A 15,043-nucleotide genomic window follows, 5' to 3' on the forward strand; every position below is an offset into this window, starting at 1 on the left:
GTGATTGATAATAGTGAAAAACAAAAGCTGCTTCTAGGGAAAATTTCAAAAGAGCTCGTAATCTCCCTTAATCAAGTAAATAATGTTATAGCTTTATTAAATGATGGCAATACAGTTCCATTTATTGCGCGATATCGAAAAGAGCAAACAGGTGCACTCGATGAAGTTCAGATTCGTACTATTTTAGAACGGTGGGAATATGTTCAGAATCTTGAGCAAAGAAAAGAAGAGGTTCTCCGGTTAATAGGTGAACAGGGAAAATTAACGGAAGAGCTGAATCAACAAATCGTAAAGGCAGAAAAGCTCCAGGAAGTGGAGGATTTGTATAGGCCGTATAAACAAAAAAGACGGACCAAAGCAACAATTGCTAAGGAAAAGGGGTTAGAACCATTTGCAGAGTGGCTTCTTCAGTTTACCAACGGTAATGTTGAAGCAAAAGCCAATGAATTTTTATCTGAAGAAAAAGAAGTATCTACAATTGAAGAGGCTATTTCTGGAGCGAAGGACATAATTGCTGAATGGGTTTCAGATGACGCAGAAAGTCGCAAATGGATCCGAAAAGAAACGTTTAAGTCAGGAACAGTAGTTTCTGTAGTCAAAGATAAGGATAAAGACGAAAAAAAAGTTTATGAAATGTACTATGAATATGAAGAACCAGTCAACAAAATTGTTCCACACCGTATTCTAGCTTTAAATCGTGGCGAAAAAGAAGAAATTTTAAGAGCTGGTATTAAATTAAATACAGATACAATTTTAGGGTACCTGTCTAGAAGGTGGGTTAAAAATCTACATACGCCAGCATCAACTGTTGTAGTGGAAGCGATAGAGGATAGTTATAAACGGCTGATTCAACCATCGATAGAGAGGGAAATTCGCACTGAGTTAACAGAAAAGGCGGAAGAACAGGCCATACATATTTTTTCCGAAAATCTCCGGAATTTATTGCTTCAACCACCGTTAAAAGGCAAAGTTGTCCTCGGTCTAGATCCAGCTTATAGAACAGGCTGTAAGCTAGCTGTAGTGGATGACACAGGAAAGGTTTTAAAAATTGATGTCATTTATCCTCATCCACCAGTTTCAAAGGTAAAAGAAGCAAAAGAGAAATTTATTAATATCCTTCGTGACTTTAAGGTGGAAATGGTGGCAATCGGTAACGGCACAGCTTCAAGAGAATCTGAGCAGTTTGTTGCCGATATTTTAAAGGAAGTAGACCAGGAAGCTTTTTATTTAATTGTTAATGAAGCAGGCGCAAGTGTATATTCTGCTTCTGACATTGCAAGAGAAGAATTCCCTCACTTTCATGTGGAAGAAAGAAGTGCAGTTTCTATTGCTCGAAGACTTCAAGACCCACTCGCTGAATTGGTAAAGATTGACCCTAAGTCGGTTGGAGTCGGCCAATATCAACATGATGTTTCCCAAAAACGATTATCTGGATCATTAAATTTTGTCGTCGAGACTGCTGTTAACCGGGTGGGTGTGAATGTTAATACTGCTTCTGCATCTTTACTTCAATATGTTGCAGGCTTAACTAAAACGGCTGCGAATAACGTTGTAAAGAGGCGTGAAGAAGAAGGAAGATTTACAAGTCGAGTCCAACTGAAGAAGGTTCCACGTTTAGGGGCTAAAACATATGAACAAGCAATTGGATTTTTACGTGTGTTAGATGGAAAAGAGCCACTTGATCGAACAGGAATTCACCCTGAACATTATCCGGAAGTGAAAAAGTTATTATCGAACCTTGGATTAACGACTGAAAGTTTAGGGACAGACGAGCTAAAAGATGCATTGAATCAACTAGACCTAAAAAAGGTTTCTGAAGAGTTGTCAATCGGGGAATTAACATTAAAAGATATAATTGAAGCGCTAGTAAGACCAGAAAGAGATCCACGCGATGATTTACCGCAACCTCTTTTGAAAAAAGATGTTCTTAAATTACAGGACTTGAAGGTGGGTATGGAGCTTCAGGGAACAGTTAGAAATGTAGTTGACTTTGGTGCATTTGTCGATATTGGAGTAAAACAAGATGGGCTTGTTCATATCTCCAAATTAAGAAAGCAATTTGTAAAGCATCCATTAGATGTGGTGTCGGTTGGTGATGTGGTAACTGTTTGGGTAGATTCAGTGGATATGAATAAAGGGCGTGTAGCATTAACCATGCTCGTACCTTCTGATCAATAATTAATAGGAAAAACACTGCTTTAGTAAGAGCAATGTTCCAGATTTTCGACAAAAGGCATCGAGAGCGCGTTCTCTCGATGCCTTTTATTAATTTTGATAAGAATAAAAGGTGATTTCCGATCCAGGTGCTTGCTTTCCTGGGGCAGTTCGAGGTGCGAATTAATCAAGCATTTTTCCATGTTAAATAATATACTAATTCAGTTGTGATTTGGACTGTTTTTAAGTTTTTCTCCACGTTATCGGAACTACTTAATTTAGTAAGAGCAGTATTTTTCTCTGTAAAAAAACCAGCACTGGTTTAAAAGTTTAACTTGATAGAAGTTTTTTTCATAAAAGGCTTTTTTTATTTGACTTTGAAGCCAAGTTGGCATTGGAAAACCCCCTCCAAAATACATCAATTAAGGTATATTTAGTTTATGCTATAATAGGTTGTCAAGTTCGCTTTAAAAAGTGAGGGGGAAGAATGGACGATCGAGAACTACAAAAAGTAGTAGAAAAAATATCAATTACTTCTTTTGGAAAGCCATTTAGACATAAGGCAGTTTTCAACTCCAGATTACGTACGACTGGAGGACGTTATCTTTTAAGGAACCATAATATAGAAATAAATAAAAAGTATTTAGAACAATTAGGGGAACGTGAATTAGTAGGAATTATTAAGCATGAGCTATGTCATTACCATCTTCATCTTGAAGGTAAAGGTTATCAACATCGTGATTTAGACTTTAAATGGTTATTAAAGAAAGTAGGCGCTCCTAGATTTTGTACCAAGCTACCAGATGCTCCAAATAAACGCTCCTTTCAAAAAGTGCTTTTATATGAATGCATAAAATGCCACCTTCGTTACAAACGAAGAAGGAAAATTGATACGAGAAGATATGTTTGTGGAAAGTGTAAGGGGACAATGGTAAAGGTAGAAGAGTTTATGATGGAGTAAAAGTGAATTTCTTTTCATAAATTTGTATTTGAAAATGATCTTGACTTTGATTTATTACGTCATTATAATGGAAAGAGTCGATAAGGAGCATGTCCTAATTGATGCTTCAAATCAAGTAGCATTTATAGTTTTCCGCAGTAGCTCAGTGGTAGAGCTATCGGCTGTTAACCGATCGGTCGTAGGTTCGAGTCCTACCTGCGGAGCCATTCGGGAAGTACTCAAGAGGCTGAAGAGGCGCCCCTGCTAAGGGTGTAGGTCGCGTGAGCGGCGCGAGGGTTCAAATCCCTCCTTCTCCGCCAGATATTTTATTACGGCCCCTTGGTCAAGCGGTTAAGACACCGCCCTTTCACGGCGGTAACACGGGTTCGAATCCCGTAGGGGTCATCAGGGATGGGGAATGAATATATATCATTTCCTGTTTCTTATCTACTGTAACGATTTTTTCTTTAAGTAATGTCCACTATTTTAATAAATTATTGGGCTATAGCCAAGCGGTAAGGCATCGCACTTTGACTGCGACATGCGTTGGTTCAAATCCAGCTAGCCCAGCCATTTTACACATTGAATCGCTTCGATTTTTTGAGGCGGAGATAGACTAGTGGTCAAGTATCTGACTACGGAGTCGAAAACTATTTAGTACGAGCCATTAGCTCAGTTGGTAGAGCATCTGACTTTTAATCAGAGGGTCGAAGGTTCGAGTCCTTCATGGCTCACCATTTAAAATATGCGGGTGTGGCGGAATTGGCAGACGCACCAGACTTAGGATCTGGCGCCGCAAGGCGTGGGGGTTCAAGTCCCTTCACCCGCACCAAAAAATAACTCTTGAAGTTTTAGACACAATATGTTAAGATAGTTTTTGTTGTCATCCAATGCGGTCGTGGCGGAATGGCAGACGCGCTAGGTTGAGGGCCTAGTGGGGGCAACCCCGTGGAAGTTCGACTCTTCTCGGCCGCACCAAAAAATATTATTGACAAATAATATTATGTCTGTTATTATATAAAAGTTGGCTTTTGAAATATGCGCCCGTAGCTCAATTGGATAGAGCATCTGACTACGAATCAGAAGGTTGTAGGTTCGACTCCTGTCGGGCGCACCATTTTTACGGGAAGTAGCTCAGCTTGGTAGAGCACTTGGTTTGGGACCAAGGGGTCGCAGGTTCGAATCCTGTCTTCCCGACCATTTGAAATTTAATAATGCGGGTGTAGTTTACTGGTAAAACCTCAGCCTTCCAAGCTGATGTAGTGGGTTCGATTCCCATCACCCGCTCCAATAAAGTTGTTGACACACACAACTTAAAATGTTATATTGATAAGGTCGCTTTTAGGCGATGAGTAAATTGATCCTTGAAAACTAAACAAACAAAAACGTCAACAAACAAACAAAAAATATAGTGTTTGCTTTTAGCAACACTAGCCAACGTAAACTATGAGCTAAACTCATACTTTCTTTTATGGAGAGTTTGATCCTGGCTCAGGACGAACGCTGGCGGCGTGCCTAATACATGCAAGTCGAGCGAATTTTTAGGAGCTTGCTCCTAAAAATTAGCGGCGGACGGGTGAGTAACACGTGGGCAACCTGCCTGTAAGACTGGGATAACTTCGGGAAACCGGAGCTAATACCGGATAATCCTTTTCCTCACATGAGGGAAAGCTGAAAGACGGTTTCGGCTGTCACTTACAGATGGGCCCGCGGCGCATTAGCTAGTTGGTGAGGTAACGGCTCACCAAGGCGACGATGCGTAGCCGACCTGAGAGGGTGATCGGCCACACTGGGACTGAGACACGGCCCAGACTCCTACGGGAGGCAGCAGTAGGGAATCTTCCGCAATGGACGAAAGTCTGACGGAGCAACGCCGCGTGAACGATGAAGGCCTTCGGGTCGTAAAGTTCTGTTGTTAGGGAAGAACAAGTACCGGAGTAACTGTCGGTACCTTGACGGTACCTAACCAGAAAGCCACGGCTAACTACGTGCCAGCAGCCGCGGTAATACGTAGGTGGCAAGCGTTGTCCGGAATTATTGGGCGTAAAGCGCGCGCAGGCGGTCCTTTAAGTCTGATGTGAAAGCCCACGGCTCAACCGTGGAGGGTCATTGGAAACTGGGGACTTGAGTACAGAAGAGGAAAGTGGAATTCCACGTGTAGCGGTGAAATGCGTAGAGATGTGGAGGAACACCAGTGGCGAAGGCGACTTTCTGGTCTGTAACTGACGCTGAGGCGCGAAAGCGTGGGGAGCAAACAGGATTAGATACCCTGGTAGTCCACGCCGTAAACGATGAGTGCTAAGTGTTAGAGGGTTTCCGCCCTTTAGTGCTGCAGCTAACGCATTAAGCACTCCGCCTGGGGAGTACGGCCGCAAGGCTGAAACTCAAAGGAATTGACGGGGCCCGCACAAGCGGTGGAGCATGTGGTTTAATTCGAAGCAACGCGAAGAACCTTACCAGGTCTTGACATCCTCTGACAACCCTAGAGATAGGGCTTTCCCCTTCGGGGGACAGAGTGACAGGTGGTGCATGGTTGTCGTCAGCTCGTGTCGTGAGATGTTGGGTTAAGTCCCGCAACGAGCGCAACCCTTGATCTTAGTTGCCAGCATTCAGTTGGGCACTCTAAGGTGACTGCCGGTGACAAACCGGAGGAAGGTGGGGATGACGTCAAATCATCATGCCCCTTATGACCTGGGCTACACACGTGCTACAATGGATGGTACAAAGGGCTGCAAAACCGCGAGGTTAAGCGAATCCCATAAAACCATTCTCAGTTCGGATTGTAGGCTGCAACTCGCCTACATGAAGCTGGAATCGCTAGTAATCGCGGATCAGCATGCCGCGGTGAATACGTTCCCGGGCCTTGTACACACCGCCCGTCACACCACGAGAGTTTGTAACACCCGAAGTCGGTGGGGTAACCGTAAGGAGCCAGCCGCCTAAGGTGGGACAGATGATTGGGGTGAAGTCGTAACAAGGTAGCCGTATCGGAAGGTGCGGCTGGATCACCTCCTTTCTAAGGAATATATTCTGACTTTGGGTCAGATATAAAATGTTTGCTCTGACGTTTCTTGTTTGTTTAGTTTTGAGGGAGTAATTCCTCGAAGCTTTATTTTTTTGTCTCTGCGAGTAGTCATTATCGCAAGGCAAGATGAAGTATTGTTCCTTGAAAACTAGATAATCGTAAGAAGAAGTCAAAGTAAGAACCGAGTAATCGCCATTTTAGTTTTCTCTCTTATTTATAAGAGTAGTAAGACAAACCAGCTGATGAAGAAATTCATTACTGATCATTTGTCTATAGGTTAAGTTAGAAAGGGCGCACGGTGAATGCCTTGGCACTAGGAGCCGATGAAGGACGGGACTAACACCGATATGCTTCGGGGAGCTGTAAGTAAGCTTTGATCCGGAGATTTCCGAATGGGGGAACCCACTGTTCGTAATGGAGCAGTATCTTTACCTGAATACATAGGGTATTGAAGGTAGACCCGGGGAACTGAAACATCTAAGTACCCGGAGGAAGAGAAAGCAAACGCGATTCCCTGAGTAGCGGCGAGCGAAACGGGAAATAGCCCAAACCAAGAGGCTTGCCTCTTGGGGTTGTAGGACACTCAATATGGAGTTACAAAGGAACGGGGTAAATGAAGCGACCTGGAAAGGTCAGCCGTAGAAGGTAAAAGCCCTGTAGTTGAAACTTCGTTCCCTCCTGAGTGGATCCTGAGTACGGCCGGACACGTGAAATCCGGTCGGAAGCAGGGAGGACCATCTCCCAAGGCTAAATACTCCCTAGTGACCGATAGTGAACCAGTACCGTGAGGGAAAGGTGAAAAGCACCCCGGAAGGGGAGTGAAATAGTTCCTGAAACCGTGTGCCTACAAGTAGTCAAAGCCCATTAATGGGTAATGGCGTGCCTTTTGTAGAATGAACCGGCGAGTTACGATTACATGCAAGGTTAAGTTGAAAAGACGGAGCCGCAGCGAAAGCGAGTCTGAATAGGGCGAATGAGTATGTGGTCGTAGACCCGAAACCAGGTGATCTACCCATGTCCAGGGTGAAGTCCAGGTAACACTGGATGGAGGCCCGAACCCACGCACGTTGAAAAGTGCGGGGATGAGGTGTGGGTAGCGGAGAAATTCCAATCGAACTTGGAGATAGCTGGTTCTCTCCGAAATAGCTTTAGGGCTAGCCTCACGTAGTAAGAGTCTTGGAGGTAGAGCACTGTTTGGACTAGGGGCCCTCATCGGGTTACCGAATTCAGACAAACTCCGAATGCCAAAGACTTATCCGTGGGAGTCAGACTGCGAGTGATAAGATCCGTAGTCAAGAGGGAAACAGCCCAGACCACCAGCTAAGGTCCCAAAGTATACGTTAAGTGGAAAAGGATGTGGAGTTGCTTAGACAACCAGGATGTTGGCTCAGAAGCAGCCACCATTTAAAGAGTGCGTAATAGCTCACTGGTCGAGTGACTCTGCGCCGAAAATGTACCGGGGCTAAACGTATCACCGAAGCTGTGGATTGACATCTTAGATGTCAGTGGTAGGAGAGCGTTCTAAGGGCGTTGAAGCTAGATCGTAAGGACTAGTGGAGCGCTTAGAAGTGAGAATGCCGGTATGAGTAGCGAAAGATGAGTGAGAATCTCATCCACCGAATGCCCAAGGTTTCCTGAGGAAGGCTCGTCCGCTCAGGGTTAGTCGGGACCTAAGCCGAGGCCGAAAGGCGTAGGCGATGGATAACAGGTTGATATTCCTGTACCACCTCTTTATCGTTTGAGCAATGGGGGGACGCAGAAGGATAGGGTAAGCGTGCTGTTGGATATGCGCGTCTAAGCAGTTAGGCTGTCAGTGAGGCAAATCCCGCTGACGTGAAGGCTGAGCTGTGATAGCGAGGGAAATTTAGTACCGAAGTTCCTGATTCCACACTGCCAAGAAAAGCCTCTAGCGAGATAAATGGTGCCCGTACCGCAAACCGACACAGGTAGGCGAGGAGAGAATCCTAAGGTGAGCGAGAGAACTCTCGTTAAGGAACTCGGCAAAATGACCCCGTAACTTCGGGAGAAGGGGTGCTCTTTGGGTGAATAGCCTCGAAGAGCCGCAGTGAATAGGCCCAGGCGACTGTTTAGCAAAAACACAGGTCTCTGCGAAGCCGCAAGGCGAAGTATAGGGGCTGACGCCTGCCCGGTGCTGGAAGGTTAAAAGGAGGGGTTAGCGCAAGCGAAGCTCTGAATTGAAGCCCCAGTAAACGGCGGCCGTAACTATAACGGTCCTAAGGTAGCGAAATTCCTTGTCGGGTAAGTTCCGACCCGCACGAAAGGCGTAACGATCTGGGCACTGTCTCAACGAGAGACTCGGTGAAATTATAGTACCTGTGAAGATGCAGGTTACCCGCGACAGGACGGAAAGACCCCGTGGAGCTTTACTGTAGCCTGATATTGAATTTTGGTACAGCTTGTACAGGATAGGTAGGAGCCTGAGAAGCCGGAGCGCTAGCTTCGGTGGAGGCGTCGGTGGGATACTACCCTGGCTGTATTGAAATTCTAACCCACACCCACATATCTGGGTGGGAGACAGTGTCAGGTGGGCAGTTTGACTGGGGCGGTCGCCTCCTAAAGAGTAACGGAGGCGCCCAAAGGTTCCCTCAGAATGGTTGGAAATCATTCGCAGAGTGTAAAGGCACAAGGGAGCTTGACTGCGAGACCTACAAGTCGAGCAGGGACGAAAGTCGGGCTTAGTGATCCGGTGGTTCCGCATGGAAGGGCCATCGCTCAACGGATAAAAGCTACCCCGGGGATAACAGGCTTATCTCCCCCAAGAGTCCACATCGACGGGGAGGTTTGGCACCTCGATGTCGGCTCATCGCATCCTGGGGCTGTAGTCGGTCCCAAGGGTTGGGCTGTTCGCCCATTAAAGCGGTACGCGAGCTGGGTTCAGAACGTCGTGAGACAGTTCGGTCCCTATCCGTCGTGGGCGCAGGAAATTTGAGAGGAGCTGTCCTTAGTACGAGAGGACCGGGATGGACGCACCGCTGGTGTACCAGTTGTCTTGCCAAAGGCATCGCTGGGTAGCTATGTGCGGACGGGATAAGTGCTGAAAGCATCTAAGCATGAAGCCCCCCTCAAGATGAGATTTCCCATAGCGTCAAGCTAGTAAGATCCCTGAAAGATGATCAGGTTGATAGGTCAGAGGTGGAAGCGTGGCAACATGTGGAGCTGACTGATACTAATCGATCGAGGACTTAACCATTTTTAAAGCGATCTCGTGTTTTACTTCTTCTTCTAAGATTATCTAGTTTTGAGGGAATGAAAATTTTCTCTTGCAAAAGTTTTAAAAAGATGATACAATGGTTATTGTCTGATAAATAGTCTGGTAATTATGGCAAGAAGGTCACACCCGTTCCCATACCGAACACGGAAGTTAAGCTTCTTTGCGCCGATGGTAGTTGGGACTTTGTCCCTGTGAGAGTAGGACGTTGCCAGGCTGTTTTAAAACTTTAATAAAGATGTACAATTTTTACCGTCGCGGGGTGGAGCAGTCTGGCAGCTCGTCGGGCTCATAACCCGAAGGTCGCAGGTTCAAATCCTGCCCCCGCAATATGGTCCGGTAGTTCAGTTGGTTAGAATGCCTGCCTGTCACGCAGGAGGTCGCGGGTTCGAGTCCCGTCCGGACCGCTTTATAGTTTGTAAATTTGAAGCGAAACGTAGTTTCGTTTTTTATTTTGATAAAAAAGCTTACTCTTTCAGTACTCATGAATAATTAGGTAGATGCTAATTATTTTCTAAAAGTAAAACTTATTAATTATTTTAAAAAGCAATTTTGATCTTATCTTAAAAATCATGTAAACTACATATAGAAAGCCATCCTTAGGAGACATCCTAAGGTTTTTTTTGCACATTAAGACAGACCGGATTTATAGATGCATAGGTCCAGGCTATAAAACTAAAGGTGATTACATGAAGCAGTATGAAATGAACACAGTACGTCCTGAACAAACATTACAATTTGCAGAGAAATTAGCTCGTTCTCTTCAGCCGGGAGACGTCATTGCACTTGAAGGTGATTTGGGTGCTGGAAAAACAACCTTTACGAAAGGTTTGGCTCGTGGACTAGACATAAAGAGAGTTGTAAATAGCCCAACATTTACAATTATTAAAGAGTACCATGGTACTCTTCCGCTTTATCATATGGATGTATATCGGGTTGGAGATGCCTCTGAAGATTTGGGCTTTGATGAATATTTTGAGGGTGAGGGTGTCACTGTCGTTGAATGGGCTCACCTTATAGAGGAACAGCTACCAGCTGAGAAACTTACAGTATTCTTATACCATGAAAAACTTGAAGAAAGAAAAATTGTATTAGTGCCAAACGGAAAAAGATATGAGCAATTATGTAAGGAGGTGTTCTCATGACAATCTTAGCGATTGATACTTCTAATAATACATTAGGAGTTGCGCTTTTCGATGAAGATAGAGTTCTTGGTGAATACATTACAAATATGAAAAAAAATCACTCTATACGGATTATGCCTGCAATTCATACCTTAATAAAGGACTGTGACAGGGTTCCTGGAGATCTAACAAGAATTGTAGTAGCGAAAGGACCGGGCTCTTATACAGGTGTTAGAATTGGCGTTACAATAGCAAAAACACTCGCTTGGACATTAAATATACCGCTCGTAGGTATTTCTAGTTTGGAAACACAGGCTTCAGGGCCAGGGCGCTACTTTGATGGTTATATATCTCCTATTTTCGATGCTCGAAGAGGACAAGTTTATACGGGTTTGTATCAATATGAGAATGGGATTCTTGTTTCCGTGAGGAAGGAAGAATTGGTAATGATGACTGATTGGGCACAAAGTTTAAAAGTTTTCCCAAAACCAATTTTATTTGTCGGTAATGACTTAGATATTCATCGCTTGACGATTGAACAAAATTTAGGATCACAAGCTGTATTTGCTGAGATCACTGAGCATAATCCACGTCCATCTGAACTTGCCTTATTAGGCAAGAATAAACCTGGAGAGGATATCCATTCTTTTGTTCCTAATTATATTCGTTTGGCTGAAGCAGAAGCAAAATGGCTTGAGGCAAAGGACAAAAGTAAAAAGGGGTAGAATAGAGAAATGGATAATTCATATATTTTTCGATACATGAGGGAAGAGGATATTGATCAGGTGCTAGAAATTGAGCATGCTTCTTTTGCAACGCCATGGAGTCGTGATGCTTTTTATAATGAATTGAATAATAATCAATTTGCAGTGTACATTGTTCTTGAAGAAGACCATAAGGTTATTGGCTATTGCGGTGTCTGGCTTGTGGTCGACGAGGCACATGTAACAAATGTGGCGATATTGCCTGATTATAGGGGTAAAAAGTTAGGACATGCATTGATGCACAAGTTGATTGAAGTTGCCAAAGAGAAGGGTGCGAAAAGCATGACACTAGAGGTACGGGTAACTAATTATCCAGCGTTATCCCTATATAGAAAATTTGGTTTTCAAAACGGTGGGATACGAAAAAACTATTATTCCGATAACCAAGAAGATGCATTAGTGATGTGGGTGAAATTATGAAAAAGGACCTATTAGTAATGGGTATTGAAACAAGCTGTGATGAAACTGCAGTGGCAATTATTAAAAATGAGCATGAAATTCTTGCAAATGTGGTGGCCTCCCAAATAGAAAGCCATAAACGGTTTGGCGGGGTAGTACCAGAAATTGCTTCGCGACATCATGTAGAACAAATCACGATTGTTTTAGAAGAGGCATTGAACAAAGCTGGTCTTACTTTTCAAGAGCTTGATGCGATTGCCGTAACAGAAGGTCCTGGTTTAGTGGGAGCTTTATTGATAGGAGTTAATGCTGCGAAAGCCTTGGCCTTTGCACATAATCTCCCGCTTGTCCCTGTCCATCATATAGCTGGGCATATTTATGCAAATCGTTTGGTTACTGAGATGAAATTCCCATTATTAGCACTTGTGGTTTCAGGTGGCCATACAGAGCTTGTGTATATGAAAGAACATGGCCATTTTGAAGTGATTGGGGAAACAAGGGATGATGCTGCAGGTGAAGCTTTTGACAAGGTAGCACGCACATTAAATATGCCCTATCCTGGAGGTCCGCATATAGATCGATTGGCTCAAGAGGGGAATCCTGTTATTGACTTACCGAGAGCATGGCTTGAGGAAGGGTCCTATGATTTCAGCTTTAGTGGGTTAAAATCTGCTGTCATTAACACTGTCCATAATGCAGAACAGCGTGGTGAAAAAATCGCACCAGAGGATCTGGCGGCAAGCTTTCAGAAGAGTGTTATTGACGTATTGGTGAAAAAGGCGGAAAGAGCAGTAGCTGAATATGGGGTGAAACAGCTGTTGTTAGCTGGTGGTGTTGCAGCTAATAAAGGCTTAAGGGATGCATTGAAAGAAGCGTTTGCCGATAAAGGGGAAATTGAGTTAATCATTCCTCCTGTATCTTTGTGTACCGATAATGCGGCGATGATAGCTGCGGCTGGAAGTATCATGTTTAAAAAAGGAAAACGAGCAGAACTTGCACTAAATGCTAACCCTGGATTGGAAATTGAAAAGTACAATAATTAAGTTCTTCTTCACAGGAAGAACTTTTTTTGTGGATATTTTTTTAAAGGCTGTGCAAAACTTCAATTGATTTTTTGCTCAATGGAGTTAAACGAACTAAAAATTGTTTTTATCAACAATAAAATTCAACAAAGCCTATGAAAAAAAAGAAACATGCAATTAATTTTGTGGATAAGTTGAAAGCAGCTGTTAGTAATGTGGATAACAATGACGAATTTTGTGGATTTTGTGGATAAGTTTAAAAAAGATTGTAAAACTCACCCTTTTTTGTGGATAAACATGTGGAAAAAGGACGAGATCCTAAGGTCTCGTCCATCATTCTGCTAGCTCTGCCCATTCTTCCATAAGGGTTTCCAGCTCAGCTTTTGCTTGTTCATTTTTGTTTGTTATGTCTAATACTTTTTCATGGTCTTGGAAAATTTCAGGTTCACATAATTGTTGCTCACAAACTTGAATTTGTTCCTCAAGATCTTGAATTCTAGTTTCCAATTCTTCAAGTTTTCTTTTTCGTTGGCGTTCTAACTTTTTGCTCTCCTTATCCTGTTGATAAGAGCTTTTCTCTTGAATCTCTACTTGCTCAATCTTTTTAGTAGTAGCTAAAGTTAAAGCTTCAAGTTCCGCCAATTCAGTTTTCTTTTCAATATAATAATCATAATCACCAAGAAATGCGGTGCCACCATCAGCCTTCAATTCTAATACCTTTGTCGCGATGCGATTAATAAAATAACGGTCATGCGAAACAAATAAAATCGTACCAGGATAATCGATTAAGGCATTTTCAAGGACTTCTTTACTATCAAGATCAAGATGGTTGGTTGGCTCGTCTAAAATCAAGACATTAGCCTTCTCAAGCATTAGTTTTGCAAGAGCAAGACGTGCTTTCTCGCCACCACTTAAAGTGGAAACGATTTTTAAAACATCATCTCCAGAAAATAAGAAATTACCTAACACGGTTCGTATTTCTTTTTCATTTTTTAAGGGATAATCATCCCAAAGTTCATTTAATACACGTTTATTGGATGTAAGTTCGGCTTGTTCTTGGTCATAATACCCAATGTTTAAGTTTGTCCCATATTGGATCGTTCCGGCAAGTGCAGGGAGTTTCTTGATGATGGTTTTTAATAATGTTGATTTGCCAATTCCATTTGGTCCTACAAGAGCGATGCTTTCCCCTTTAAAAACCTGAAATGAAATAGTGGTAGACACTACATCCCTTTCATAGCCTACAGAAAGAGATTCAACTTTAAGCACATCGTTTCCGCTTTGCCTTCCAACCTCAAAGGAGAATGTAGCGGATTTTTCATCACCTAAAGGGCGATCCATTACATCTATTTTTTCAAGCTTTTTGCGACGGCTTTGGGCTCTTTTTGTTGTTGAGGCCCGCGCTAAATTGCGCTGAATAAAATCCTGAAGGTTGGCGATTTCCTGCTGTTGCTTTTCAAAGAGCTTTAAGTCACGCTCATAGTTGGCTGCTTTTAGGTCTAAATAAGAGCTATAGTTACCTGGATATTTTTGAATCTGACGACGCGAAACCTCATAGACCTGGTTGACCACTTTATCTAAAAAGTAGCGGTCATGGGAAACGATTAGAATAGCACCGTCATAGCCCTGCAAATACTGTTCCAACCATGTAAGAGTCTCAATATCTAAGTGGTTAGTTGGTTCGTCTAAAATTAAAATATCAGGTTTTGTTAGTAGAAGCTTTCCCAATGCTAGCCGTGTTTTTTGACCACCGCTTAAACTGGAGATCATCGTTGTGTATTCATGGAACTTAAGCCCATGTAAAACAGAACGTATATCGGCTTCGTATTGATAGCCGCCCTGTTCTTTGAACTTTACTTGCATTTGATCATACTCTTTAAGAATTCTTTCATATTTTCCTTGATCTTCTAGAATAGAAGGGTTAGCCATTTGTTCTTCAATCTGGCGAAGTGATTTTTCCATATTCCTCAAATGATCGAATACAGTTAACATTTCATCCCAGACTGACAAATGGGACTCCAAACCAGTATTTTGTGCTAAATAACCAATTGTCACTTCTTTTGGCTTAATAATCTCACCGCCATCGCGAGATAAATGGCCAGCAAGGATTTTTAACAATGTAGATTTCCCTGCGCCATTGCGTCCAACAAGAGCAACACGGTCTCGAGTTTGTAATTCAAGCTTTATATTGGATAAAATAAGATCAGCACCATAATATTTTGATAGTTGATTTACCTGCAATAAAATCATTCTTTTCACCCCTATTACATAGAACAGTGTATCGTATTCCATTGATGTCGGCAATAAAGCCATCACTGAAAACTATTCAGAGGAATAAAAGAGTGAAAATTTAAAAAACGTGACAATATGCTCAAAGTTTCGCACA

The 15,043-nt window shown here is 42.9% G+C and carries 8 protein-coding genes, 11 tRNA genes and 3 rRNA genes; 20 read left to right on the forward strand and 2 right to left on the reverse strand.

Features of this window, described 5'->3' with window-relative positions; all coding sequences use genetic code 11:
• Positions 1–2,178, forward strand: a complete 2,178-nt coding sequence (locus RCG20_RS12510) for a Tex family protein (RefSeq protein ID WP_308180476.1) — start codon at positions 1–3, stop codon at positions 2,176–2,178.
• Between the two features lie 254 nt (positions 2,179–2,432).
• Here RCG20_RS12510 and cmpA read toward each other — a convergent pair whose 3' ends face one another.
• Positions 2,433–2,549: a cortex morphogenetic protein CmpA gene (gene cmpA, locus RCG20_RS12515; RefSeq protein ID WP_308180477.1), complete on the reverse strand. Its 117-nt coding sequence runs from the start codon at positions 2,547–2,549 to the stop codon at positions 2,433–2,435.
• Positions 2,550–2,641: 92 nt separating this feature from the next.
• Here cmpA and RCG20_RS12520 point away from each other — a divergent pair, with 92 nt between their 5' ends.
• From RCG20_RS12520 to tsaD, 19 genes are all read left to right on the forward strand, one after another.
• A complete protein-coding gene (locus RCG20_RS12520; RefSeq protein WP_308180478.1) occupies positions 2,642–3,115 on the forward strand; it encodes a SprT family protein in 474 nt (157 codons plus the stop codon).
• Between the two features lie 131 nt (positions 3,116–3,246).
• Positions 3,247–3,321 (forward strand) — tRNA-Asn (locus tag RCG20_RS12525).
• A gap of 106 nt (positions 3,322–3,427) precedes the next feature.
• Positions 3,428–3,499, forward strand: a tRNA-Glu gene (locus tag RCG20_RS12530).
• A gap of 93 nt (positions 3,500–3,592) precedes the next feature.
• Positions 3,593–3,667: transfer RNA gene (locus tag RCG20_RS12535), tRNA-Gln, on the forward strand.
• An 88-nt stretch (positions 3,668–3,755) separates the two neighbouring features.
• A tRNA-Lys gene (locus RCG20_RS12540) sits at positions 3,756–3,831 on the forward strand.
• A gap of 10 nt (positions 3,832–3,841) precedes the next feature.
• Positions 3,842–3,926: transfer RNA gene (locus tag RCG20_RS12545), tRNA-Leu, on the forward strand.
• Positions 3,927–3,986: 60 nt separating this feature from the next.
• A tRNA-Leu gene (locus RCG20_RS12550) sits at positions 3,987–4,072 on the forward strand.
• Positions 4,073–4,134: 62 nt separating this feature from the next.
• A tRNA-Arg gene (locus RCG20_RS12555) sits at positions 4,135–4,211 on the forward strand.
• Between the two features lie 6 nt (positions 4,212–4,217).
• A tRNA-Pro gene (locus RCG20_RS12560) sits at positions 4,218–4,294 on the forward strand.
• 16 nt (positions 4,295–4,310) lie between these two features.
• Positions 4,311–4,384, forward strand: a tRNA-Gly gene (locus tag RCG20_RS12565).
• A gap of 178 nt (positions 4,385–4,562) precedes the next feature.
• Positions 4,563–6,110: ribosomal RNA gene (locus tag RCG20_RS12570) — 16S ribosomal RNA — on the forward strand.
• Between the two features lie 284 nt (positions 6,111–6,394).
• Positions 6,395–9,330 (forward strand): 23S ribosomal RNA (locus RCG20_RS12575).
• A gap of 119 nt (positions 9,331–9,449) precedes the next feature.
• Positions 9,450–9,565, forward strand: a 5S ribosomal RNA gene (gene rrf / locus RCG20_RS12580).
• The 16S, 23S and 5S rRNA genes sit together here with 11 tRNA genes alongside, the layout of an rRNA operon.
• A gap of 39 nt (positions 9,566–9,604) precedes the next feature.
• Positions 9,605–9,678: transfer RNA gene (locus tag RCG20_RS12585), tRNA-Met, on the forward strand.
• 3 nt (positions 9,679–9,681) lie between these two features.
• Positions 9,682–9,755: transfer RNA gene (locus RCG20_RS12590), tRNA-Asp, on the forward strand.
• 282 nt (positions 9,756–10,037) lie between these two features.
• Positions 10,038–10,493, forward strand: coding sequence for a tRNA (adenosine(37)-N6)-threonylcarbamoyltransferase complex ATPase subunit type 1 TsaE (gene tsaE, locus RCG20_RS12595; RefSeq protein ID WP_308180479.1), 456 nt, complete (start codon positions 10,038–10,040; stop codon positions 10,491–10,493).
• Positions 10,490–11,197 carry a tRNA (adenosine(37)-N6)-threonylcarbamoyltransferase complex dimerization subunit type 1 TsaB gene (gene tsaB / locus RCG20_RS12600; protein WP_308180480.1) on the forward strand — a complete coding sequence of 236 codons (708 nt, stop codon included), beginning with the start codon at positions 10,490–10,492 and terminating at the stop codon, positions 11,195–11,197. Before tsaE ends, tsaB begins: the two co-directional genes overlap by 4 nt.
• Positions 11,198–11,206: 9 nt before the next feature.
• Positions 11,207–11,656, forward strand: coding sequence for a ribosomal protein S18-alanine N-acetyltransferase (gene rimI, locus RCG20_RS12605; RefSeq protein WP_308180481.1), 450 nt, complete (start codon positions 11,207–11,209; stop codon positions 11,654–11,656).
• Positions 11,653–12,678 (forward strand): tRNA (adenosine(37)-N6)-threonylcarbamoyltransferase complex transferase subunit TsaD, encoded by a 1,026-nt coding sequence (tsaD, locus tag RCG20_RS12610; RefSeq protein WP_308180482.1) that lies wholly within the window; start codon positions 11,653–11,655, stop codon positions 12,676–12,678. The genes rimI and tsaD overlap by 4 nt, the downstream gene beginning before the upstream one ends.
• A gap of 312 nt (positions 12,679–12,990) precedes the next feature.
• Here tsaD and RCG20_RS12615 read toward each other — a convergent pair whose 3' ends face one another.
• Positions 12,991–14,907: an ABC-F family ATP-binding cassette domain-containing protein gene (locus RCG20_RS12615; RefSeq protein WP_308180483.1), complete on the reverse strand. Its 1,917-nt coding sequence runs from the start codon at positions 14,905–14,907 to the stop codon at positions 12,991–12,993.
• Positions 14,908–15,043: the final 136 nt, after the last annotated feature.

Source organism: Neobacillus sp. PS3-40 (assembly GCF_030915485.1).
Lineage (GTDB): Bacteria > Bacillota > Bacilli > Bacillales > Cytobacillaceae > JAUZPL01.

Excerpts from the sequence above, each read along its gene's own strand:
- cmpA (WP_308180477.1), bottom strand. The coding sequence starts at position 2,549 with ATGCCAACTTGGCTTCAAAGTCAAATAAAAAAAGCCTTTTATGAAAAA.
- RCG20_RS12520 (WP_308180478.1), top strand. The coding sequence starts at position 2,642 with ATGGACGATCGAGAACTACAAAAAGTAGTAGAAAAAATATCAATTACT.
- tsaE (WP_308180479.1), top strand. The coding sequence starts at position 10,038 with ATGAAGCAGTATGAAATGAACACAGTACGTCCTGAACAAACATTACAA.
- tsaB (WP_308180480.1), top strand. The coding sequence starts at position 10,490 with ATGACAATCTTAGCGATTGATACTTCTAATAATACATTAGGAGTTGCG.
- rimI (WP_308180481.1), top strand. The coding sequence starts at position 11,207 with ATGGATAATTCATATATTTTTCGATACATGAGGGAAGAGGATATTGAT.
- tsaD (WP_308180482.1), top strand. The coding sequence starts at position 11,653 with ATGAAAAAGGACCTATTAGTAATGGGTATTGAAACAAGCTGTGATGAA.
- RCG20_RS12615 (WP_308180483.1), bottom strand. The coding sequence starts at position 14,907 with ATGATTTTATTGCAGGTAAATCAACTATCAAAATATTATGGTGCTGAT.